The 24,569-nt window shown below is 42.9% G+C and carries 19 protein-coding genes; 8 read left to right on the top strand and 11 right to left on the bottom strand.

Annotated elements, in window-relative coordinates; translation table 11 throughout:
- Positions 1-149 precede the first annotated feature (149 nt).
- The gene (locus F8S12_RS24550; protein ID WP_196518921.1) at positions 150-3,134 is read left to right on the top strand and encodes a valine--tRNA ligase; all 2,985 of its coding nucleotides are present in this window, start codon (positions 150-152) and stop codon (positions 3,132-3,134) included.
- Between the two features lie 138 nt (positions 3,135-3,272).
- Positions 3,273-3,707, top strand: coding sequence for a hypothetical protein (locus tag F8S12_RS24555; protein WP_196518952.1), 435 nt, complete (start codon positions 3,273-3,275; stop codon positions 3,705-3,707).
- A 108-nt stretch (positions 3,708-3,815) separates the two neighbouring features.
- On the opposite strand, the gene F8S12_RS40920 is transcribed toward F8S12_RS24555, so the two are convergent.
- A complete protein-coding gene (locus F8S12_RS40920; RefSeq protein WP_230968245.1) occupies positions 3,816-9,260 on the bottom strand; it encodes an ELWxxDGT repeat protein in 5,445 nt (1,814 codons plus the stop codon).
- A 50-nt stretch (positions 9,261-9,310) separates the two neighbouring features.
- On the opposite strand from F8S12_RS40920, the gene F8S12_RS24580 reads away from it, so the two are divergent.
- Positions 9,311-9,529: a hypothetical protein gene (locus F8S12_RS24580; protein WP_196518922.1), complete on the top strand. Its 219-nt coding sequence runs from the start codon at positions 9,311-9,313 to the stop codon at positions 9,527-9,529.
- A gap of 825 nt (positions 9,530-10,354) precedes the next feature.
- Here the strand turns inward: F8S12_RS24580 and F8S12_RS24585 are convergent.
- Positions 10,355-10,660 carry a hypothetical protein gene (locus F8S12_RS24585; protein ID WP_196518923.1) on the bottom strand — a complete coding sequence of 102 codons (306 nt, stop codon included), beginning with the start codon at positions 10,658-10,660 and terminating at the stop codon, positions 10,355-10,357.
- Between the two features lie 281 nt (positions 10,661-10,941).
- Between F8S12_RS24585 and F8S12_RS24590 the strand changes: the two genes are divergently transcribed.
- Complete coding sequence (locus tag F8S12_RS24590) at positions 10,942-11,715, top strand: MlaE family lipid ABC transporter permease subunit (RefSeq protein WP_196518924.1); 774 nt, start codon at positions 10,942-10,944, stop codon at positions 11,713-11,715.
- A gap of 173 nt (positions 11,716-11,888) precedes the next feature.
- On the opposite strand, the gene F8S12_RS40925 is transcribed toward F8S12_RS24590, so the two are convergent.
- Positions 11,889-12,320 carry a hypothetical protein gene (locus F8S12_RS40925; protein ID WP_331001440.1) on the bottom strand — a complete coding sequence of 144 codons (432 nt, stop codon included), beginning with the start codon at positions 12,318-12,320 and terminating at the stop codon, positions 11,889-11,891.
- 401 nt (positions 12,321-12,721) lie between these two features.
- On the opposite strand from F8S12_RS40925, the gene cruF reads away from it, so the two are divergent.
- Positions 12,722-13,633 (top strand): gamma-carotene 1'-hydroxylase CruF, encoded by a 912-nt coding sequence (gene cruF / locus F8S12_RS24595; RefSeq protein ID WP_196518925.1) that lies wholly within the window; start codon positions 12,722-12,724, stop codon positions 13,631-13,633.
- Between the two features lie 312 nt (positions 13,634-13,945).
- Complete coding sequence (cruG, locus tag F8S12_RS24600; protein WP_196518954.1) at positions 13,946-15,127, top strand: 2'-O-glycosyltransferase CruG; 1,182 nt, start codon at positions 13,946-13,948, stop codon at positions 15,125-15,127.
- Between the two features lie 361 nt (positions 15,128-15,488).
- On the opposite strand, the gene rnhA is transcribed toward cruG, so the two are convergent.
- The 7 genes from rnhA to F8S12_RS24635 form a co-directional block, all read right to left on the bottom strand.
- Positions 15,489-16,397, bottom strand: coding sequence for a ribonuclease HI (gene rnhA, locus F8S12_RS24605; RefSeq protein WP_196518926.1), 909 nt, complete (start codon positions 16,395-16,397; stop codon positions 15,489-15,491).
- A 41-nt stretch (positions 16,398-16,438) separates the two neighbouring features.
- Complete coding sequence (locus tag F8S12_RS24610) at positions 16,439-17,842, bottom strand: hypothetical protein (protein WP_196518927.1); 1,404 nt, start codon at positions 17,840-17,842, stop codon at positions 16,439-16,441.
- Complete coding sequence (locus tag F8S12_RS24615) at positions 17,835-18,236, bottom strand: hypothetical protein (RefSeq protein ID WP_196518928.1); 402 nt, start codon at positions 18,234-18,236, stop codon at positions 17,835-17,837. The genes F8S12_RS24610 and F8S12_RS24615 overlap by 8 nt, the downstream gene beginning before the upstream one ends.
- Positions 18,237-18,306: 70 nt before the next feature.
- Positions 18,307-19,995 carry a CHAT domain-containing protein gene (locus tag F8S12_RS24620; RefSeq protein WP_196518929.1) on the bottom strand — a complete coding sequence of 563 codons (1,689 nt, stop codon included), beginning with the start codon at positions 19,993-19,995 and terminating at the stop codon, positions 18,307-18,309.
- 63 nt (positions 19,996-20,058) lie between these two features.
- Complete coding sequence (locus F8S12_RS24625) at positions 20,059-21,288, bottom strand: RNA-guided endonuclease InsQ/TnpB family protein (protein WP_196518955.1); 1,230 nt, start codon at positions 21,286-21,288, stop codon at positions 20,059-20,061.
- A gap of 463 nt (positions 21,289-21,751) precedes the next feature.
- A complete protein-coding gene (locus F8S12_RS24630; RefSeq protein ID WP_196518930.1) occupies positions 21,752-22,627 on the bottom strand; it encodes a type I restriction enzyme HsdR N-terminal domain-containing protein in 876 nt (291 codons plus the stop codon).
- Complete coding sequence (locus F8S12_RS24635) at positions 22,624-22,890, bottom strand: ribbon-helix-helix domain-containing protein (RefSeq protein ID WP_196518931.1); 267 nt, start codon at positions 22,888-22,890, stop codon at positions 22,624-22,626. The genes F8S12_RS24630 and F8S12_RS24635 overlap by 4 nt, the downstream gene beginning before the upstream one ends.
- A gap of 156 nt (positions 22,891-23,046) precedes the next feature.
- Between F8S12_RS24635 and F8S12_RS24640 the strand changes: the two genes are divergently transcribed.
- Positions 23,047-23,658: a hypothetical protein gene (locus F8S12_RS24640; RefSeq protein ID WP_196518956.1), complete on the top strand. Its 612-nt coding sequence runs from the start codon at positions 23,047-23,049 to the stop codon at positions 23,656-23,658.
- A gap of 43 nt (positions 23,659-23,701) precedes the next feature.
- On the opposite strand, the gene F8S12_RS24645 is transcribed toward F8S12_RS24640, so the two are convergent.
- Positions 23,702-24,070 (bottom strand): Dethiobiotin synthetase, encoded by a 369-nt coding sequence (locus tag F8S12_RS24645; RefSeq protein ID WP_196518932.1) that lies wholly within the window; start codon positions 24,068-24,070, stop codon positions 23,702-23,704.
- 250 nt (positions 24,071-24,320) lie between these two features.
- Between F8S12_RS24645 and F8S12_RS24650 the strand changes: the two genes are divergently transcribed.
- The gene (locus F8S12_RS24650; RefSeq protein ID WP_196518933.1) at positions 24,321-24,557 is read left to right on the top strand and encodes a hypothetical protein; all 237 of its coding nucleotides are present in this window, start codon (positions 24,321-24,323) and stop codon (positions 24,555-24,557) included.
- Positions 24,558-24,569 lie beyond the last annotated feature (12 nt).

Genomic DNA, 24,569 nt, shown 5'->3' on the forward strand with positions numbered 1-24,569 from the left:
GTCAATAAAATCATTTTGGGGCATGATCCGACTGAAACTGTAAATGTTTTTATACAGCTACTTATCAGATTGCCGACGCACATCTGCTAAACACTCTCCAACCCTGTGGCAAAATTTATTAGAGTCCTTCCATAGTTAGTTTGCCCTGCATGACCGCAACCATTCCCAATCTCCCCAGTCTCTACGACCCCTTTTCCACTGAAGCCAAGTGGCAAAAATTCTGGGAAGACAATCAAGTTTACAAAGCTGACTCCAACAAAGGCGGCGAACCTTACTGCATCGTGATTCCGCCGCCGAATGTCACCGGCAGTTTGCACATGGGTCACGCTTTTGAAAGTGCGTTGATTGATACCCTCGTGCGCTACCACCGGATGCGGGGGCGCAATACCCTGTGGTTACCGGGAACTGACCACGCCAGCATTGCTGTGCATACTATGCTGGAAAGGCAACTCAAGACAGAGGGTAAGACTCGCTACGAGTTGGGGCGTGAGAAGTTCTTAGAACGCGCTTGGCAATGGAAGGCGGAGTCTGAGGGAACGATTCTTAATCAGCTACGACGCTTGGGTGTCTCGGTGGACTGGTCACGGGAAAGGTTTACCCTGGATGAGGGTTTATCGAAAGCTGTTGTCGAGGCGTTTACTCGTCTTTACGAAGAAGGCTTAATTTATCGTGGTGAATATTTAGTTAACTGGTGTCCGGCTTCTCAGTCGGCTGTGTCTGACGTGGAGGTGGAAAATCAAGAGGTTAATGGAAATCTCTGGCACTTCCGGTATCCTCTCACAGATGGTTCCGGTTATGTGGAGGTGGCGACAACTAGACCAGAAACCATGCTGGGCGATACGGCAGTAGCAGTTAATCCCAATGACGATCGCTACAAACATCTTATCGGCAAAACTGTAACTCTCCCAATTTTACACCGAGAAATTCCGATCATTGGCGATGAATTTGTTGATCCTACCTTTGGGACGGGTTGCGTGAAAGTAACTCCCGCCCATGACCCGAACGATTTTGACATGGGTAAGCGTCATAATCTGCCGTTGATCAACATTATGAATAAAGACGGCACTCTCAACGCCAATGCCGGGGAATTTCAAGGACAAGACCGCTTTGTTGCCAGAAAAAATGTCGTTTCTCGCCTAGAAACAGATGGCTTTTTGGTGAAGATAGAAGATTATAAGCATACCGTTCCCTATAGCGATCGCGGTAAAGTACCCATTGAACCCCTCCTCTCTACTCAGTGGTTTGTCAAAATTCGCCCTTTAGCTGACAAAAGTCTCGAATTCCTTGACCAGCAAACTTCCCCAGAGTTTGTTCCCCAACGCTGGACTAAGGTCTATCGTGATTGGCTAGTAAAACTCAAAGATTGGTGTATCTCTCGCCAATTATGGTGGGGACACCAAATTCCGGCTTGGTACGCTGTCAGTGAAACAGATGGGCAAATTACTGATAACACGCCCTTTGTGGTGGCAAAATCGGAAACTGAAGCTTGGGAAAAAGCTAAGGCACAATTTGGCGAAAATGTCAACTTAGAACAAGACCCAGATGTGCTAGATACTTGGTTTTCTTCTGGACTCTGGCCATTTTCGACTTTGGGCTGGCCAGAACAAACTCAAGATTTAGCAACTTACTACCCCAATACCACTTTGGTAACAGGCTTTGACATCATCTTTTTCTGGGTTGCCCGAATGACAATGATGGCTGGGCATTTGACGGGACAAATGCCTTTTCAAACGGTTTACATCCACGGCTTGGTGCTGGATGAAAAAGGTCAGAAGATGTCTAAGACTAAAGGTAATGGCATTGACCCATTGTTATTAATTGACAAATATGGTACTGATGCTCTACGGTATACCCTAATTAGGGAAGTGGCGGGGGCAGGTCAAGATATCCGACTGGAGTACGATCGCAAAAAGGATGAATCGGCTTCTGTGGAGGCAGCCCGGAACTTTGCAAACAAGTTGTGGAATGCAGCCCGGTTTGTGATGATGAATTTAGATGGACAAACACCGCAACAATTAGCGAACCCAGTAGCTATAGAATTGAGCGATCGCTGGATTCTCTCGCGGTATCATCAAGTTGTCAAACAAACCACCAATTACATCGATAATTACGGTTTAGGGGAAGCAGCGAAGGGACTCTACGAATTCATTTGGGGTGATTTCTGCGATCAGTATATTGAACTGGTTAAATCTCGCCTTCAGCAAGATGGAGATCCCGCATCTCGGCAGGTAGCAGAGCAAACCCTCGCCTACGTGCTGGAAGGGATTTTGAAACTACTTCATCCTTTTATGCCACACATTACTGAGGAAATTTGGCAGACTCTCACCCAACAACCAGCAGATTCTCCGCAAACTTTACCTTTACAACTCTATCCCCAGGTAGATGCAAACTTAATTGATTCAGCTTTGGAAGAACAGTTTGAATTGCTGATTGGTACTATCCGCACAATTCGGAATTTGCGTGCTGAAGCTGATATTAAGCCAGGGGTAAAAGTGACAGCTAATTTGCAAACTGAAAGTGAAAAGGAGCGGCAAATTCTCACTGCTGGACAGGCTTACATTAAAGATTTGGCTAAGGTTGAGACTTTAAGCATTACTGACAAGCAAAAAAGCCAAACTGTTGTTGCTAAAAAACCTCAGAGGGGTTTGAAAACAATTGGCTTGATTATTCTGGCAATTGTCTTGATTAGGTTGGGTTTAGCTGTGGGGTATACGATTGATAAGACTCCCATCATCGGTAATTTCTTTGAAATGGTTGGTTTTGGTTACACAGTTTGGTTTGTCACCCAAAATTTACTGACTGCTCAAGCTAGACAAAAGTTATGGAGACGCTTTTTTCTCCAGAGAGAATTAGAACAACCACAAGAAGCAGAAAATGCGATCGCTGGTGTGATTGGTACAATACAAGTGCTAATTCCTCTGAGTGGCGTAGTGGATATTGAAGCTGTACGTGCCAAACTAGAGAAAAGCCTGAGCAAAGTTGAAACAGAAGTTCAGTCCCTAAGCGCCAGATTAAACAATCCTAGTTTTGTGGATAGAGCTAGAGCCGACGTGGTGCAAGGAGTGCGGGACGCTTTAGCGGAAGCACAAAAGCAAGCAGAAATTTTGCGCGTTCGCCTTCAGGCGTTGTCGTAGACATCGTCTGCGTAGCTTAGGATAACTGTAATGGGTAATGGGAGTGTCAATAATTCCCAATTACCAATTAACAAAATCCAAATATCGGCTTCCGGCTATCTTAACTTCGGTGATTCTGAATTGGAGCGATCGATCCTCATGCTATATCTAGCCCAGGTGCGTAAAAACGATTTTTTAGACCAGCACCAGTTACGCTTGTTGGCACGTCAGGAAGATGATAACTTGTGGGCGATGATTCCCGAAGAAGCTGTGATTCTGCTGGGAAAGGGAAATCCCATGAGCGAAAAATTGCTTGTTTTAGTAGAACTTTCTCCTACAGGCGATATTGAAAGCCTAGAAGAAGCCACCAACTGGGTACTCCATCTGGTACAAAGCTACCTCACCATCGGTATTACCCCGGAATTTTTACAGCAGGAAGCCGAGCGAGCAGAAAATTGGCGACAATCTCTGACGTTGCAAAACCAAGACTTAGCTCGGCGTTCCTTGGAACTGGAAGCTCGTCGTGAACAAATTCAAGCTTTAGAAGAAAGCCTCAAACGTGAAAAAAACGGTTATCACCGAGAGGAAAGTTAAAAGTTGGCAATTGTATTGCCCATAAAGTCACAGCCCCCCATAGTGTGTATTTATTGCACGTAACCCAGCAACAGTTTATCTGTCTGTGCTGGGTATAGTTAGGTTCTGTTAGGCAATCACAGTAATATTTGCATTAGTAAGCGATACCTGATTCGAGAACTGGGCTATTTGAACTTGTGCAGTGCTACCAATGCCATCTTTATCAAAGAATAGGTTCCCCGTAGTTTGATCATAGATAAAGCGATCGCCTGCGGTTGTAGCATTAGTACCAAGTCGGAACAAATTGGAATCGAGTGTAGTATTCTGAGATTGGCTGAGTGCGAATTCTGCCTTAGAAACGAAGACAGTATCATCTCCAAGAGTAAAATCAGCGATGAGATCATAACCTCCAGTACGGGTATTAGCTAGATTGAAGGTATCCTGCCCAGTTCCACCAGTCAGCACATCTAGACCAATTCCACCAGCGAGTAGATCATCACCTGCACCACCGAACAAGGTATCATTGCCGGAACCACCAATCAGGCTATCATTGCCATCTTCTCCGCTCAAAGTGTTAGCACCAGTATTTCCCGTAAGGATGTTATTAAGGCTGTTACCAGTACCATTGATTGCGCTGCTTCCAGTCAGGGTCAAGTTCTCCAGATTATCTGCCAACACAAAACTCACCGAAGACTTGACTAAATCTGTGCCTGCATCTAAGCCTTCAGTAACAGTATCACTGAGGTTGTCTACAGTATAAATGTCATTACCGATTCCACCATCAAGACTGTCAATTCCCAAACCTCCATCTAAGGTATCATTACCTGCACCGCCGAACAAGGTGTCATTGCCGGAACCACCAATTAAGCTATCATTGCCATCTTCTCCGCTCAAAATGTTAGCACCAGTGTTTCCTGTGAGAATGTTATTCAGGCTGTTACCAGTACCATTGATTGCTGCGCTTCCAGTCAGAGTCAACTTCTCCAAGTTATTTCCCAATACCCAATTCACCGAAGAGTTGACTAAATCTGTGCCTGCATTGGCGGATTCAGTAATACTATCGTTCAGGTTGTCTACAGTGTAGATATCATTGCCGACTCCACCATTGAGACTATCAGCTCCCAAACCTCCATCTAAGGTGTCATTACCTGCACCACCCAATAAGGTGTCATTGCCGGAATTACCAAAGAGCTTATCGTTGCCATTTTCTCCGTTCAAAATGTTGGCGGCAGTATTTCCAGTCAAGATGTTATTAAGGCTGTTACCAGTACCATTGATTGCCCCGGTTCCTGTCAGGGTCAAGTTCTCCAGGTTATTTGCCAACACCCAACTCGCCGAAGACTTGACTAAATCTGTGCCTGCATTTAAGCCTTCAGTAATGGTGTCGCCGATGCTGTCCACAGTATAAGTGTCATTGCCTTTACCACCGACAAGACTGTCATCTCCTGCACCACCATCTAAGAAATCATTTCCATCGCTGCTATTGAGAGTGTCGTTATCACCTAGTCCGTTAAGCGTGTCATTGCCTTGCAATCCTGAGATGATATCCATGTTCACCGTCCCAGTCAGGTTGTCTGCAACTAAAGTGCCATTAATCACATTAGGAGTTTGATTAATGTTATTCGCCACTGCCAGTACAAAAACATCGCTGACAGTTGCCGTTCCATCACTAGCGATCGCTTTAATGCTGAGGCTGCCAACGTTGTCATTAGTAGGAATACCACTGAAAGTAGTGCCATTGAAGCTCAACCAACTTGGAAGTGGATCACCATTTTCTAATGTGGCGCTGTAGGTAAGGTTATCTCCTGCATCCACATCAGCGAAGGTATTTGTTGGTAAAGCGAAGCTAAATACGGTGTCTTCTGTAGCTGCTTGGTCAGCAATGGTATTCGCCACTGTCGGGGCATCATTGGTATTAACGACTGTCAGTGCAAAAACATCGCTGACAGTTGCCGTTCCATCGCTAGCGATCGCTTTAATGCTGAGGCTGCCAACGTTGTTATTTCTGGGAATACCACTGAAGGTAGTGCCGTTGAAACTCAACCAACTTGGAAGTGGGTCACCATTTTCTAATGTGGCGGTGTAGGTAAGGTTATCTCCTGCATCCATATCAGCGAAGGTGTTTGCTGGTAGGGTGAAGTTGAAGGTGGTGTCTTCTGTCGCTGTTTGGTCAGCAATGTTATTCGCCACTGTTGGGGCATCATTGGTATTAACTACTGTCAGTACAAAAACATCGCTGACAGTTGCCGTTCCATCGCTAGCGATCGCTTTAATGCTGAGGCTGCCAACGTTGTTATTTCTGGGAATACCACTGAAGGTAGTGCCGTTGAAACTCAACCAACTTGGAAGTGGGTCACCATTTTCTAATGTGGCGGTGTAGGTAAGGTTATCTCCTGCATCCATATCAGCGAAGGTGTTTGCTGGTAGGGTGAAGTTGAAGGTGGTGTCTTCTGTCGCTGTTTGGTCAGCAATGTTATTCGCCACTGTTGGGGCATCATTGGTATTAACTACTGTCAGTACAAAAACATCGCTGACAGTTGCCGTTCCATCGCTAGCGATCGCTTTAATGCTGAGGCTGCCAACGTTGTTATTTCTGGGAATACCACTGAAGGTAGTGCCGTTGAAGGTTAACCAACTTGGAAGTGGGTCACCATTTTCTAATGTGGCGCTGTAGGTAAGGTTATCTCCCGCATCCACATCAGCAAAGGTGTTTGCTGGTAAAGCAAAGCTAAATATTGTGTCTTCTGTCGCTGTTTGGTTAGCAATGATATTCGCCACTGTCGGGGGATCATTGGTATTAACGACTGTCAGTACAAAAACATCGCTGACAGTTGCCGTTCCATCACTGGCGATCGCTTTAATGCTGAGGCTGCCAACGTGATCATTTGTGGGAGTACCACTGAAGGTAGTGCCGTTGAAGCTCAACCAACTCGGAAGTGGGTCACCATTTTCTAATGTGGCGCTGTAGGTAAGGTTATCTCCTGCATCCACATCAACAAAGGTATTTGCTGGTAGGGTGAAGTTGAAGGTGGTGTCTTCTGTTGCTGTTTGGTCAGCAATGGGGTTGGTAACGACTGGGGCATCATTGGTATTAACGACTGTCAGTACAAAAACATCGCTGACAGTTGCCGTTCCATCACTGGCGATCGCTTTAATGCTGAGGCTGCCAACGTGATCATTTGTGGGAGTACCACTGAAGGTAGTGCCATTGAAAGTCAACCAACTTGGAAGTGGGTCACCATTTTCTAATGTGGCACTGTAGGTAAGGCTATCTCCCGCATCCACATCAGCGAAAGTGTTTGCTGGTAGGGTGAAGTTGAAAGCGGTGTCTTCTGTCGCTGTTTGGTCAGCAATGTTATTCGCCACTGTCGGGGGATCATTGGTATTAGCCACTGTCAGTACAAAAACATCGCTGACAGTTGCCGTTCCATCACTAGCGATCGCTTTAATGCTGAGGCTGCCAACGTGATCATTTGTGGGAGTACCACTGAAGGTAGTGCCGTTGAAGCTCAACCAACTCGGAAGTGGGTCACCATTTTCTAATGTGGCGCTGTAGGTAAGGTTATCTCCTGCATCCACATCAGCAAAAGTGTTTGCTGGTAGGGTGAAGCTAAATACTGTATCTTCTGTCGCTGTTTGGTCTGCAATGGGGTTGGTAACGACTGGGGGATCATTGGTATTAGCCACTGTCAGTGTAAAAACATCGCTGACAGTTGCCGTTCCATCACTAGCGATCGCTTTAATATTGAGGCTACCAACGTTGTCATTTGTGGGAATACCACTGAAGGTAGTGCCGTTGAAACTCAACCAACTCGGAAGTGGGTCACCATTTTCTAATGTGGCACTGTAGGTAAGGCTATCTCTTGCATCCACATCAGCGAAGGTGTTTGTTGGTAGAGCGAAGTTGAAGGCGGTGTCTTCTGTCGCTGTTTGGTCAGCAATGTTATTCGCCACTGTCGGGGCATCGTTAATATTGTTGACTCCGATCGCGATCGCTTTTTCGTAGAATAAGCCACCCTGATCTGTGGTGCGTAAACGGATGTTGTAGCTATCCTTGGTTTCGTAGTCCGGCGAACTATTAATCAATAACTCGTTACCAACAATCGTGAAGGCGCTGTTATCGTTGCTGCTAGTACCCGAAACTAGGGTGTAGGTGTGGGTGTTGCCTGTATCAGTGTCAGTGGTGTTAAAGTTGCCAATTACTGTGTTGGCAGGAAGATTCTCGTTAACAGTAGTGGCACTCAGGCTTAGGTCAGTGGGTGTAGTGTTTAGATCAAGCTGAAAAAGTTCTTGCCCAGTGTTACCGTTATCAGCAAAAAAGTAGAGTTTGTTATTAACGTAAGTTAGGTTGTTGGGATTAGAGTTACCCATGCCAGGGGAGATATCCTTGACGCGGACAGTACCAGCCTCAGTGCCATCACTCTTCCACAGTTCATAGCCCCCACTGCTGTCGGTGGCACTGAAGTACAGCGTGCCGTTGACATTCGTCAGAGAGTGCGGATCAGAGCTACCCGTGCCAGAGAAGATATCCTTGACGCGGACAGTACCAACCTCGGTGCCATCACTCTTCCACAGTTCAGAGTCCCCACTGCTGTTGGAGGCACGGAAGTACACTGTGCCGTTGACATTCGTCAGATTTTGCGGATCAGAGCTACCCGTGCCAGGGGAGATATCCTTGACGCGGACAGTACCAACCTCAGTGCCATCACTCTTCCAAAGTTCAGAGCCACCACTGCTGTCGTAGGCTGTGAAGTATAGCGTGCCGTTGACATTCGTCAGATTGTCTGGGTTAGAGCTACCCGTGCCAGAAACGATATCCTTGACGCGGACAGTACCAGCCTCAGTGCCATCACTCTTCCAAAGTTCAGATCCCCCACTGCTGTCGGTGGCATTAAAGTACAGTGTGCCGTTGACATTCGTCAGATTTTGCGGGCTAGAGCTACCCGTGCCAGAAACGATATCCTTGACGCGGACAGTACCAACCTCAGTGCCATCACTCTTCCACAGTTCATAGCCACCAGTGTTGTCGGAGGCACTAAAGTACAGCGTGCCGTTGACATTTGTCAGATTTTGCGGAAAAGAGCTGCCCGTGCCAGAAAAGATATCCTTAATGCGGACAGTACCACCCTCAGTGCCATCACTCTTCCACAGTTCATAGCCACCAGTGCTGTCGTTGGCACTGAAGTAGAGCGTGCCGTTGACATTCGTCAGATGTCGCGGACTAGAGCTACCCGTGCCAGAGAAGATATCCTTGATGCGGACGGTACCAGCCTCAGTGCCATCACTTTTCCACAGTTCAGAGCCACCAGTGCTATCGTTGGCACTGAAGTACAGTGTGCCGTTGACATTCGTCAGATAGTGCGGGTTAGAACTACCCGTGCCAGAAAAGATATCCTTGACGCGGACAGTACCAGCCTCAGTGCCATCACTCTTCCACAGTTCTCTGTCCCTACTGCTGTCATAGGCAGTGAAATACAGCGTGCCGTTGACATTCGTCAGATTTTCCGGGTAAGAGGAAATTCCATTGGTATTGATATCTTTTACGAGGATAATCGATGCTTCTTCTGCTGGCATAACCGTTTTTCCTTAAACCTTTAGATAAGAATCACAAGCGAAACCAGGCGTTGGTAGACGCCCCAGGTGCGATCGCTGAATTCCCTAGCTTCGCTTTTTTTTTAATTAAACAGCCTCAGCAAATACGTTTATATTTATACTTTATGGTACCAACAAAATTAGTTAAATCTACTTATAAGCTTTTGATTACAAATGCGATCGCAATTCAAAACCATCACAAGTGCGATCGTCATCTTTGTGATAGCGTTAAAACTCAGATTAACTATTAATTTTCTTAACTTTTGGTCTGATATCAAGTTCGGCAAATCACTTACGATATGTCATTGCGAATGCAACGAAGTGAAATGAAGCAATCGCAAGGTTTTAGGATTGCCGCGCTTCGCTCGCAATGACATAAGTATTAAGCCGAACATGATATGATTTATAGTTACGCAAACTCAATGTACACACATCTTTGTACCAAATCAAAATAGTTGAAACTCCTCCTGAATCCCTCTTTTTAAGGGGTTGGGGGATCTCTTCTGCGTAAATCCTATAAACATCAAAAGCCCGATCATGATGACCGGGCTTTTGAGCGGAAACAATGGGGCTATATTCCCCAAAGGTTTAGTTATAGAGGTTAAGTATAAAATCGATGCTCTGATAAGTGATACCACTCCGAGGTTATCGATTCCGGAAAATTCGCTAAGAATTTTAGATTAATCTTTATCTGCCAAAATATAGCAACCGACTGGCAGTGTCAACGAAGAGGAAAAGGGGCAGTTATTGCAGGGGGGAAACCCCATAAATAAATTTATTGGCTCTAAAACAAGGACGTATTATTTCTCGTGCTACGCATCTCAAAATAAATATTTTTGCTTTTGGGCATAAATAAATTTATTGGCTCTGAAACCATGAGTGTAGGGGAAATGAGCGCATCTTTCCCCCCGTCTCCCTGCAAGAACTGCTCCCCTGCCTCTTGGTCAGCGTGTAGGATCTAAAAATATTGATTTTCCGGTTTTTGCTAATGAATAATGCATTTGGTAGCTGGCAAGAATGGCTAACAGTATTTGCCTATCTAGGTTTCACGGTCTTTATTATCTGGCGCGTGTTTACTACCCAGAAGAATTGAAAAAGCTGCATATCATCTCACCAGGGCCTTTTTGCTCAAAGGGCAAAATAGTGCCACCTTGTTGAATCCTGACTTGTTCACGACAATTGTAGACCTCAATGGGTCTTTTTACTCCATCCACACTAACGGTTGCCCTGTATTCCCAATAATTTTTAGCACTTCGGCTGATACTAAGAATGCAAATTTGGTGGCGATCGTAATTGTGGCATACAGATGCAAAAGCCGGAAGTGCCACTGAAAAGCAGAGTATTAATAGCAACGCAGAAAGTACGTATTTAATCCTGTTCATAAAAAATTATTAGTATTACATTATTTTAAATATTATTTAATTTTTAAACCCTTTGAGTTAAGTACGCAAAAATGGATTTAGAAATATGAAAAATTATTTCTGCTCCCAATTACTTTTCCCACTTTGACAGACCAAAGCTCGCATAAAAGCAGCAGCAAAAAAGCTCACATCATAGGTGCTATTTCCCGTTAAAGTTTACTAAGCTCAATTAATCTATACCCAAATATCTCCTCAACTTTGCTACCGTGTACACACATCACTGTGTCTTAAGGACGATAAAGTTGCAACCAAAAACAAATTTTGAGCAATCTTGGATTGTACGCTGTTTTGCGGCTATACTGCTTTTCGGTCAAGTGTGGCTGCATTTACTCCAAGGAAAAACGTACTACCGCAAGATTCTGCAACATATGGTGACTGCCGGGCCAAATTCTATTTCTCCAGTTCTCCTTGTTAGCGGTTTTGCAGGAATGATTTTTACTATTCAGACGGCGAGAGAATTAGTCCGATTTGGTGCTTTAAATGCTGTAGGAGGCGCTTTTGCGTTAGCTTTTTGTAGAGAATTGGCTCCAATTTTGACCGCTAGTATTATGGCGGGACAAGTAGGTTCTGCTTTTGCGGCAGAAATAGGTGCAATGCGAGTAACAGAGCAAATTGATGCCCTTTATATGCTCAAAACTGATCCAATAGATTATCTAGTACTTCCTAGAGTAATTGCTTGTTGTTTAATAGTGCCCTTGATGACGGTTTTCGCTTTAGTTACAGGCATCATCGGCGGAGTTTTTGCCGCATCAAAGTTTTACCAAATTATTCCCGAAACATTTTTAGAATCAGTCAGAAATTTTTTAGAACCGTCAGATTTATTTATTATTTTGCTAAAAGGGTTTATTTTTGGAGCGCTGGTAGCTGTCATTGGCTGTAGTTGGGGTTTAACTACTAAGGGGGGAGCAAAAGAAGTAGGAGAATCAGCAACAAAAGCAGTTGTTACTAGTTGGGTGTCAATTTTTATCATGGATTTTTTTCTGTCTCTGCTGCTGTTTGAACAGCCTGCATTTTGAACTCAAGTAAGGTATGGAAAATTATCGCAAGTTCTATTAGATGGGCTTCCTTTGTTACCGAGTGAGAAAGCTTTGAGCAAGCAATACCGATTCTAAAGCGTTGGCGTATCCCGACGCAGGCATTGCTAGCTTTTTCGGCTATGATCCCCTTTAGGTCATAAAATTAAGGGAATTTAGAAATATAGTAACTTGTAAACTAGCGCACCCAAGGCCAAACCTGCCAATGAAAAGATAGACGTAGTGCAAAAGGCTAGCCCTTGCCTAAGACCCGCTATTTGAAAGTCTATCCTAACTAATATAGTCGCCGAAATAATGAGTAAGGTATCAAGAAATACTCCAAACCAGGCAAGCATGATAAAGAACATGAAAGCTGCTAAAATGGCAACACAGAAAGACCTAATATTTGATTTAAACAAAATATTGTAGTAGTATGTCATCTTGGGCCAAGGAGTAGTCAACGTTACTATTAAAATCAAGATAACAACCACAGTTACTAGCCACACAAACTTAGGAGCGCGTGTTTCAGATATTACCCAGCCCAAAGCACTGTAACTAAGCAGTAGTAGTGCTAGGGATACCCAAGGAACTCTTTTAAAAATTAACACGGGTTGATATTCATAATTACGAGGTCAAGGTATTATTCCCTAGCTAAGTCGAGTAACTAAAAACTTTATTATACTTAAGGGCTTGCTGAATCTCTGATGGTTATCCTCATCTAACGAGATCCTAGTATGAAATAAGTTTTTCACCATCTTAGGTATCGGTAGAACAAGAAACCAGAAGTTTTTACAAATGAAATTATGTATATTTTGACTATCATCGCTTAGAGTGGTAAATTTATCATCATATTTCTTATAGCTTCAATCAATAGGCTGTTATGCTCTTCCCAAGAAAGCTGAACAAGTTTGTAGAGAATTGCGGCACTAAGTAGTTAAATATGTTGTTAAACATTTGTAAACTGTTAGCAGCCGAGTAGCCGCGTGTCACATCTTGTTAAGGAATTATCATGAGACAACTTGTTATCGCTGAGCGCGTATGCCTCATTGGTCATATCGTATCAAAAGCCTTTGGACTGGTAGGGATGCTACTGGTCATACCTAATGCCGAAATAATTTTCAATTTATCACAGGTTGGAGAAACTGCCGTACAGTTAAGTATGGCTGGTGGCGGTGTAGTTGATATCATCTTAGGGACAATAGCTGTCTCTATTTATGCCTACCGGACGCTGGGATTGGGAACTTGGCTAGCATTTATGCTACCGGCTATGTTTATCTCTTTGGGGAGCGAACTACTGGGAACTAGCACAGGTTTTCCATTTGGTGATTATAGCTACTTGAGTGGCTTGGGTTATAAGATTGCGGGGCTAGTTCCTTTCACAATTCCTTTATCTTGGTTTTATGTTGGGCTGTCGTCTTATTTAATTGCGAGAACTGGTTTGAAAGTAGCTCAAAAACCTAGTTGGGGACGCCATATCGCTGCCATAGCCGTTGGTGCTTTGCTCTTCACTTGCTGGGATTTTGCCCTTGAGCCAGCTATGAGTCAAACTTCTCTGCCCTTCTGGTATTGGGAACAACCAGGAGCTTTCTTTGGGACACCTTACCAGAACTATGCAGGTTGGTTTGGCACTAGCGCCTTGTTTATGAGTGTGGCAGGATTATTGTGGAGAAACACCTCGATTAAATTAGAGCGATCGCAACTTAATCTGCCCTTAGTCGTTTATTTAACTAACTTTGCCTTCGCCGCCGGATTAAGCTTGGCAGCTGGGTTCTCCATCCCTGTGTTGCTCGGCTTATTGCTAGGTGTGGCTCCTGCTGTGGCACTGTGGTTAAGGAGTTCAACCACGACACCAGATCAAGTTATTGTTGAACCAGCAGCCAAGGAAGTCTCAGTAGCAAAGGTTAAAGTAGCCTTTAAATAAGGCTATAGATTGGGGAGTAAGAATTTTAGATTTTGGATTTTAGATTTTAGATTGAAATTTAATCCAAAAGACGCTAGCGGACTCGCTCTAAGCGTTGGCGCAGCCTTTCGTAGAGAAGCTATGCCGTTGGCGTTCGCGTTAGCGTCTCTGAAAGAGAAGCCTCTCGTTCGCGTAGCGTCTCCCCTTGGGAGAAGAGAAGGCTTTACGCTGCGCTATCGTCAATCCAAAATCCAAAATTGAATTGCCCCATACCCATTTATTTTGTATAGTCGCAATTTTAATTGTTAAGTATTTGTGACAGTAGATAACGCTTTGATAGTAGAAAGCGCCATCTCCCTTTTATTGCTAGTTATCCAAGTACCAGCAACGGCGATTTTGCTTTCGCGCCTGTTAAAGGGACCAAGACGCCATCCGCCAATAGAACCCCAACAGCCGACACCGGAGCTTTTGGGTAGAATTAGTGTCGTCGTTCCCACGCTGAACGAGGCACTTCGGATTAGCCCTCTGTTGGCTGGTTTAAGTCGGCAAAGCTACGAAGTTCGAGAAATAATTGTTGTAGATAGCAAGTCCAGTGATGGCACCCCCGACTTGGTAAAGACGACACAGCAAAAAGATCCGCGCTTTCGCTTGATGACAGATGACCCTTTACCCTCCGGTTGGGTGGGGCGTCCTTGGGCGTTGCATAACGGTTTTCTATATAGCTCAGAGGCGAGTCAGTGGTTTCTCGGACTGGATGCTGATATCGAACCACATCCTGGTTTGGTTGCTGGTTTGGTGAAGACGGCCGAAGCACAAGGCTATGATCTGGTTTCCCTTTCACCCCAGTTCATCCTCAAATATCCTGGGGAGTGCTGGTTACAACCGGCTTTGTTGATGACTTTGCTTTATAGATTTGACCCAACTGGGATCAATACAGAGCAGCCAGAACGGGTGATGGCAAATGGGCAGTGTTTTTTGTGTCGTCGCTCTGTTTTAGCTGCTGTGGGTGGCTATAGCAGTGCAAGTGGTTCTTTTTGTGATGATGTCACTTTGGCACGAAATATTGCTGCTCAAGGGTATAAGGTGGGCTTTTTAGATGGTGCAAAGGTGCTAAGGGTACGGATGTATGAAGGGGCGATGGAGACGTGGAAGGAATGGGGGCGGAGTCTCGACCTCAAAGATGCAACTACTCGTTCTCAGTTGTGGGGAGATTTATGGCTACTCACATCCGTCCAGGGTCTACCTTTACCAATTTTACTCAGTTACTTCTTTTTTCTTCCCCAGTTTCCCCTGCTTCCTGTGTTCCTCTTATTAGGATTGAATTTATTTCTGGTGGTGATTCGCTTTGCTATGCTAATAGCGATCGCACCTTCCTACGATCGCACAAACGCCAAAGGCAGCTGGTTATTCTGGCTTTCCCCTTTGGCTGATCCCTTAGCTGTGCTGCGAATTTTCCTATCTGCGTTTCGCACCCCGCGCGAGTGGCGAGGACGCAAGTATAGTGCTGAGTTATGAGTGCTGAGTGTTGAGTTAAAAATTCAGGCGTTGCTGAATCAAGATATGAATTTGGATGTAGAGACGTAAAATTTTACGTCTCTACAAGGATTTTCGCTGCAATGCACAATCGTTTTCATACCAATACGGTTCGGATAAGATCCCCCCGCCTGCGGCGACCCCCTTAAAAAGGGGGTAAATGAGGAAACAAAGCCCCCCTTTTTAAGGGGGGTTGTGGGGATCTCCGAGAGCCAAATATGTTAACCGAACCGTAAATGTCATCTTAATTACGAATTACGAATTATTTAAGGAGGTGGAAAGCAGGGTTAATCGCCATAAATAAATTTAGAGAATTGGTTAAAAATTCACAACTCCCTACTCCCTACTCCTCTTCCCCTCCTACCTGATCCCCGCGTTCCAATTCCCAAAGAATTTGATTTCCTTCACGGCGGACTCGTGACACTATCCAGTTCCGCCAGCGCCATTGATCTCCACGACTAGTAACAGCGCTGGCGTGGACATCCATCAAGTCTGCTAACTCAGAACTGGAGATTAAGTAGCCTTTTTCGGAAATTTCGTCAGCGATACGCAGGGTTTCGACCAAGCTGCGGAGTTGCAAAACCCTCATTTCTGAAGGTTTTTCATCGGTTGCGGCCGCACTTGTCCCAGTTGATGGTTCCATAACAGTTATTTCTGATGCAGAAGTACTGACTTTTTGTATACTTTGGTTAATTATTCTAAGGGTTTTTTCAGGATCAGCTACTTTTGCTACATCTAGTTCATTTGGGGAAGGTAAAGATTGATAAAAACTTGTAGGAGTTAATTCTTGTAGGGAAGGGATTTTACCACTGGCATAGGTGCGAGCGATCGCATCACAGCGTTCGTTACCTATGTTACCAGAATGTCCCCTGACGTGTTGCCATTTTACCTGCTGGGTATTGAGTTCATCGAGAGTTTCCAAAAGGTCTTGGTTTTGGACGGGTTTCCCATCTGACTTTTTCCAGCCTTTCTTTTTCCAGCCTTTCACCCATTTGGTAACGCAGTTAATCAGGTATTCACTATCGGTATGAAGGGTAATGGATTCAGATTGTTGAGATGTTTGCAGGAATTGGAGGGCGGCGATCGCAGCTTGCATTTCCATTTTATTATTGGTGGTATGAGGAGATGCATCGCCCATTTCGTGGATTGAACCATCGCTGAAGTAAACGACAACACCCCAACCACCAGGGCCAGGATTGCCGGTGCAAGCACCATCGGTGTATATGCTTTGAATTGTGGGTTGAGTGGACATGTTTAAGGTATCGAACCGCAGAGGGCGCTAAAAGAGAGTTATTAGCGGCGAAAACGCAGGCTAATAAAGATTAGCACAGCAAAGAAGACACCGATGCCTACACTCCAACCAAAAACTTCAGCCCGAAAGCGGAGATTTTGTTGGTAATTGTTGGGTTGGGCGAGAATGACGGCGGAGGCTATTTGACTGGTTGCGAGTCCAACACCTGCGATCGCTATAGTGGTATTGAGGGTGCGATCGCTTTTAGTTTGCTCTAGGTCGATAATACCTTGGATAGTATTATTCAGATTTTGTAGTAAGGTTAATCCAGGGCTGAGAATCGCATAATCTGCTTCTACTTGTCGCTGATATTTTTTGGCATAGATTTCACTCTCGCTAAACTCTTTGAGAAATTTTAAGTCACTACTTGGATATTTTTGCTCGATGTCTGCTAAATGAGATTTATAATTTTCTAAGTTTAACTGAATTGTCCGGCTTTGATTTTCTAGATAGTTTAAGGCAATCGTGTAGTCTGATAAGTTGATTAAATTATTTGTCAGACTTGCTTGTAGTTTGCTTAATTTTAGGCTATTGGTTTGTAGTAGCTTTGGTAAGTCGCTTGTCTGCTGAATCGATGGTTGAATTTCGATATATTCTTTTTTGAGAATCTGTTTTTGATAGCGACTTTGATAGTATGACCAAACTACTTTATGACGGTATTGCCATAAACGCAGAAAATCATAATATACACTTTGTACCTGCTTGCTCATTTCATCTGGTGAAATATGTTCGGGAAACAACCAGATTAAAATGTGATATCTTGATTTTCTAAACTCATCCCAAAATTCTTTACCATTTACGCCTAAATTTTGTGGACAATACCACAATTCAAAAATCGTTCCTTCTTCTAACTTACCTTTGCCAATAAAATCCCGTTGCCATTTGTAATCGCTGACAATTTTGGTGTAACATTCTTTGGCTATTTCTTCAATTTCTACTTCTGTTTTAGTGCTGGTTAGCTTTCCCCAAAGTAACCAAGTTTGTCCAATTGTGCCTGTTTGCTGAGATAGGCGATTAGTAATTTCCTCTTTGAGTTTCCAAAAAGGTGCATCGTCGATATCTTGAGGAATATAATTAGGTTTACCGTTAGCATCCCGTTTACCAGAATAATCAACTTGGAGTGTGTAAGTATCACCAATTTGCAACGCATGGTAATAGCCATCTAGGGGTGATGGAAATTCTCTAGTTTGACCTTTTCCGAGCAACTCAATTACATCTTCACCATTATCTTTATGCTTCAGAAATTCTCTGTACTTTTCCTGAAAACTTGTTTCTTCTAGATCGCCATATATTTTCCGACAAAAATTTTCACAATTCTTGTTTAATTTTGTCTCATCTTCTCCTAAACCATCTTTTAAATCGTAGAGGAATAAATCAATACTGGGATAAATAATCTTTTCAACCATTTCCTATCCTGCCATTAATATAATCTCGAACCCTTTCCAGGAAATTTGGTTCTACAGCTTTTTTAGCAGCAGATACCGAATTATTGTTACTAAAAACATTAATTGCTGCGTTCGTCAATTCCCTAGTAGGCTCAGTTGGTAAAGGCAGAGGTTTTAAACCTTTAGTACGTTCGCCAACATTTTTGTCAATTGTAGCAAGTTCTGTTTGATAAACTTTATCTAAAGGTAGATAACTTGCAGCGATCGCATCTAAATTTCCGATATTATTTTGATCTATTATTAGGGCTTTGCTGATGTCATTTAGCTGAGTTTGGATATTGTTTGGTAAAGGTTCGTCCAATTGTGTGAGGGCTGTAAGAAAGGCTGTCAGAGTAATTATGTTGTTAGGTTTCATAGGGATTTTTTTAGAGGCATTTATTAATGTCTCACGCAAAGGCGCAAAGACGCAAAGAAGAAAATAAATTTTATTTGCCAGTAATTGTGAAAGCTGCCCAATAGTAGGGATGTTGAAAAGGTTGTTGTTTTTTTTCTGATAATTCCATTTGACTAATTTGATTGAGTTTTCTTCTGATGAAAGGGCGGAGAGGCTTTTCATCTGATGGTAACTTAGGCAAGATTACTCGATAAATTCTTTCGAGTTGACTAAATGTTAAATTACGTAACCATTTTGTTGCTTTATTGAGGGCAACTGCTGGCGATTTGCCTTTCTTTATTTGCCAATAAAAGTAAATCATTAAAAAACTACTAGCATCGTCAGTCACAGTCCACAATGTACTAACAACATCGGTAACACCTTGATAGAGAAAAGCACTGACCAAACCAACATATTCAGCAGTGATAGTTTGGTTGCTAGTGATGGCAGTTTCACAAGATGAAAGGCTAACTAGTTGATATCCTCTGAGGTTCTCAATATTGCAAATTTCCTCTAAAGTCAGAAACTCTTTACCGCTTAGAGCCAAAGCAGATTGTTTAGGATTATCAAAGTTATAGGTGCTATGTCCTGTAAAGTGAAAAATACTGTAACTATCTTTTAGGGCTGCTTTAAGTGTGGTATTTGTCGCGGCTTCTCCAGAAATTCCCTTCGGCGTAGGGTTTTGGAATAGCTGGGTAATAGCAGCAGATTCGATTTCTGCATGAGGCAAAATAGGAAAACCTTCACTGTCGGGATATTCTACACTTAATAAGGGCAATTCAGCGATTGCTCGAAGATTTGTTTGCTTTAAGCTTTGTAAGGTAATACCTATTTGGGCGCTAGGTAAATAAGTGATGGTGAAGTTATCTGTAAATATTGCATGGAGTGGTAAGCGGTGTAAATCACGATGAGGAATGAGAATTAAGTTTGTGATGCCCTTTAATTCCTCTTGAATAGCAGAAATATTGAGGATGTTTTTCAACTCCTCAAATTTATCTGGCATCAACTGTCGCCAAGCTTGGTTTTTGTGGCTTTGTTCGTCTTTCGCCTTGTCTCGATAATCGGTATATTGTTGATTCCAATTTTTCACCCAGTTTTCAAAATCTTGTAAGCGTCGCGCCTGAGTTAGAAACTCGGTTTCTCCTGGGACAATTGGCGATCGCGCGTTGTGTTTTAGGATGAAGGTGTGTAAGGCGTAAGAACTGAGATGCCAATAAACAATAGCAGTTGAGGGATTAAGCAGTTGTTGCATTTCTGAATAGCTGAGAGATGAACTTTCATCACTCCATCCATCCAAAAGCCAACGCAAGCAGGTATTTTTGCCCTCTTCCGCTAATTCAATCGCTTGCAGCAAATCTCCAGACTGCACAGCTAAATCAACAGTTAACTGCTGAATCCAGGCAAATTTTAGAGCTAGTTGTTTTTTACTTTGATCAGAGCGATTTGGTTCATTTAATAAACGCCGTAACAAATCAGTACCCTGTCGCTGGAGTTCTGTAGCTTCGGCTGTTTCCTGCAAATCTAACTGGACGCGAATTAAGTCTTGCAAAACCTCTAGATGCAACTCAGGAAAATCTGTTGCTGTGAGAGTTTGCAGTGCCATTTCGTAACTGTTGACGGCTTTGTGCCAAAAATAGCGGGCGTTAGAATTTCCTCGCCCTTGGAAGTAATGAGCATTACCTATGCTTTGATGTAATTCCCCCCAACTTTCTGGGTGGGTGTCTTGGGGGCAATGCTTCAATCCTTCCTCAAAGCTTGCTAATTTTCCCTCATAACCACGCTTGTTTAAATTAGGATTGGTGAACTACCCCAACTTACCGAGTACGGTTGAAGTTGGGGCTTCTGTAATCATAGGGGAGTGCCTAAACTTAGACTTTCGTCCAAGAGTAGGGCTTACCTCCCCTCCTACAGCAGAGACGGCTGAACCTTCCGCCTTTATCATTCTGATGCCTTCTGCTCTAATATTTGTCGCGGCGTTCGCGTCCCTGTCATGATGAGTATTGCAATGAGGACAAGTCCACTCACGGACATCCAACAGCATCTCACCTATTTGATAGAAACAATTAGAACATAGTTTAGAACTGGGGAACCATCTATCAATCTCAACTAACTTTGCACCAATGCGTTCTAGCTTGTAAGCTAAAAAGTTGGTGAATGTTCCCCACCCTACATCAGATATTGATTTCGCCAATTTGTGATTACGAACCATGCCTTTAACATGAAGATTCTCTACTATGACAGCTTGGCTATCGCTGACCAACTTATAACTAAGTTTATGTAGAAAATCCTGCCGCGAATTACTAACTCGCTCGTACACCTTGGCAACAACTTTTCTATATCTATTTCTTGACTTACTTCCTTTCTGTTTACGTGCTAATTTTTTCTGCTTACGTTTGAGGTTAAACTCATGTTTGGCAAGGTGTCTAGGATTGTCGTAAAAAGAAACTTTTTTGCCGTCAGTGATGACAGCAAAGTGTTTTAATCCTAGATCAATACCGTAAATTTTACCCTCTGAAACAATAGGATTTTCACCCTCTACTTCAGTCAGGATAGATGCGAGGTATTTACCAGAAGGTGTTTTGATAACAGTGACAGTCTTTATTTTCCCCTCAATTAGTCGATGTATTTTGGCTTTGACTTCTCCTATGTTACCGGGAAGTTTTACATTACCATTTACAATCTTGACGTTTTGAGGATACTGGATAGACTGTTTGCCATGCTTAGATTTGAACTTAGGAAATCCAGCACGTTTCTCAAAAAAGTTTTTGTAGGCTGTAGTTAGATTCAGTGTCATAGCCTGTAAAACTTGGCTGTAACAATCAGCTAACCACACAGTCTCTTCTGCCTTTTTGAGTGAAGGAAGAAACGCATTGAGTGCTACACGGCTAAGTCCTTTGCCCGTCTCTTTGTAAGTCTCGATAGATTTATTTAGAGCGTAATTCCACCACCATCTAGCACACCCAAAAGTTTGAGCTAATTGGATTTGTTGCTCAAGTGACGGATATAAACGGACTTGTACCACTTTGTGTAACACTTCACTTTCACCTCCTTGATAGGAATACTCTACCACAAATGTATTTTATGATAAAGTACTTAAACAAAATAATTAGGGATTCGTCATACATCCGAAATTTGTTTTTGCTTGATGCAAAAAATCAATTCCAGATGCAATCCTCATCCCCTGCTCCCTATCCCCACCTTATGAGTACATTGAAGGTGGGGACTTCCGCAACACGTTAAAACATGACAACACTACAACCATCTCCTTCAGCCTGCTAAATAATAGCTAGCATTCATTCGCTCTCACACATCAGCTTACAGAGTTATCACAGTAAGAGCTAGGAAGAATTTCTCTGCTTATAGTTTAATTGTACTACTTTAAATTTTTACTTAGAGATTCGTAAAACTATCAATAACTTTTTGCAACTACCCCAAAGAGTTTTGGCAGTCCACTACAACGGGATTGTTATACCCAAATCAAATGAATACCCCTTATTTTAATCAAACTTTTTAACAATCATAGGCATTATATCCTCAAATTTTGTTTTTGTTAGAGAGCCTAGATACGCTTCTATATTCACGGCAAATGGAGGTACTATATTTACCTGATAAGGTTGTCGCCGTAAACCATCTAAAATGCCAAATCGCTGGCTTTGTGGCGCAAGATTTACAAGTTCTATCAGGTTCTCGAAATCAAAATCAAAAGAAAGGGCAAACTCAACTCCATCTGGGACTAGATTAATGAGTATGGAGAGCGTTTGGTCATCAACTCTAACTATATGGTCAATTGGAATTTCGTAGAATAAATATGCAATTTCCTGGTCAGTGTAGCCTAACTTATACAGATATATTCCATAATCAGGATATAGTTTCTTAGGTCTTGGTCGATAACTAAACACAGTATATGGAGATAACAGTTTCTCTACTTGTGGCCACTTATTTACAATATCTTGCAGGGCAACTCTAAAAATAGGTTCGATATGACTGATGTGAAATACAACTAACTCATGACCATTGCATAAAGCGTATAAATCAACTCTGATTTCAGGATGAATTGCATAACTGTATACCTGTTCGCAGTTTACGCTATTCGTTATGTTTTGATCTGGGCGTTTTGCATCCAAGACCCAAGCAAACTTATTTTTTATACGTAACAAGTAATCTGGAACTATGTTTACCTTATGTTTCTTTGATCCAATCATTACAAAGGGATGCAACAATGATTTACTCCGTATAATTTGAAACTCGCCCTGCGCTTGGTATCCCAAAGCGTGTAGCAGTGGAGTTATGAGTTCTTCACGAACAGAATCTTCTTTGAAATCAGGTGAGTTAAGAAGCTTGAAATCAAAATCTCTGAAGAAACACCAATTCATCTCAAAGCCTCTTTTGCTTGCTTCAACTGTGTTAAAAGCTGATTCACAAAAGTTTCACCATCAATTCCTTCTCCTCTTTCTAGTGATACTATCCCTTCATGAATCTTAGTGCGAGTTTCTTCGAGCCATCCTTGGGAAGAAAGAGTCTCTTCTGCTAAAAGCCATAATGCAGTTTGAATTACTTCATCAACACTGTTAAATTTACCTGTTGCTAGCAAAACTTTAATTATTTGTTCTTGCTCTGGGCTGAACGTGATGCTCATAACGATTCCATCCTTGGCTTTTTCTATGATAAAGCGTTCATGAGTAAGATCCCTGATGTCTTAAGTTGGTTGACGCTTGAAGTAATCTTCCTAAAAACGGGAAAACTATGGTTACTCCCTAATGGGGAAATTTCCATGAAAGTTCTGAATAGCAAAATGCTCAAAAAATCTCTGCTTAACTTTTTAATTTTGCCTTTTTCTCTAATGCCCTGGTTGTGCGCGGGAACACTTGTTGATTCCAAAGCTAATGCCTTACCAGGGCAAAGTACAGAGGAAGTAGGCACCTGGATTAAAGCACATCCAACACTCCGCCCCAGGAGTGGGGAGCAATTATTTGTGCAAAAAACTGATACAGCTGCCCAACGATTCACTTTTCAAGCGTCGGTATTGCCTCCTGGTAGGGTGGAATTTTCCAAAGACCGGGGCAGAATTCGGACTGAGCGGATTGCTATGTATGATGCTATTAACGGCATGACATTTGTGCGTCTCCAGGAATCCTTGCGGGTAATTTATGGTTTGGAGATTTATCAAGACTACGATCGCGCCCAAGTCGTGTACCAGTATCCCAACCAGAAGGTAATAAACTCGGCGCGTCTTGCCAAAACTCCAATTAGAGAAGCTTTAAAGGGAGAATTACGAGTAGGCGATCGCTATGTGTATTGGATAGAAATTGCCCAACCTAAGATCGGCAAAGCTTTTACAGGTCAAATGACGATTTTGCTCAAAACTGACCTAGACAAGTTAGAAAGTGAACTGAAAATTCGTTAATGAGCATTGGGCAAAACAGTACTAAGTGCTGAGTACTGAGTTATTATCCCTTCTCCAACTCTACAGAAGCTAGGGTTCGCCATGTACCCGAAAAGATACTTTCAGATGCTAAGGAAATTCGTAGCAAATCTTCCTTCAGTAGTGGCGGCCAATCAATCCCAGCTTTACGTCCTGCGGCAAATAGCTGTTGCGCCTTAATGCTTAATTGATAAAGGGTCAAAGCCAGTTCTCGGTCTATGCTATTTGCATCTTTGAGGGCTTCAAACACCACTTTCAATGCCAACAAAATCAAGGTGATCTGACCGGGTATCGGCGGTTTCCCCTGTTTCATCCGCGTTAACAGCGCATCTGGGTTTTCCTCGGTTGTGATTGTGTGATCTATGAGGAGTTTCCGAGCTGTTTCGTAATTCATGTGGTCAGTTTAGCATCCATTTTTGCTCGGCAGGAATACTTAGTTGAAAGTTATAAAACTGGTTTTTGGTTATTTATAGCAATCTTACGAGATTTGTGAAAATATTTGCTAGAAAGCGCACAATTACCTACTTAATGAGTCTCACTTAGCTGTGAAGAGGATGAGGGAGGATTGGTGATGCTCTAAGTTAACCAGATAGATTGAGTATAATACCTTTGATAAATACACCTCGCTTGGAATAAAAAGAAAAATGATCTCACCGAATTTACTAGAAATTGAGCGCTCCATCTCTGCCTTGGCTGTGGAAGAACAACTTTGGCTGCTAGAAAGTATTGCTCGACAAATACGAGAAAGCAAATACATAACAGATAAATTGGTTGATGCCAAACATCCGCAGGAACAACTGGTGTTGATCGCTAGTGAGCCAAAAATCCCAACAGAAATTACTGCCATAAATGATGAGTTTGCAATTTCTGAAATACTCTGATATGTGGAAGCA

The sequence above is a fragment of the Nostoc sp. WHI genome (assembly GCF_015714725.1).
GTDB lineage: Bacteria > Cyanobacteriota > Cyanobacteriia > Cyanobacteriales > Nostocaceae > Nostoc.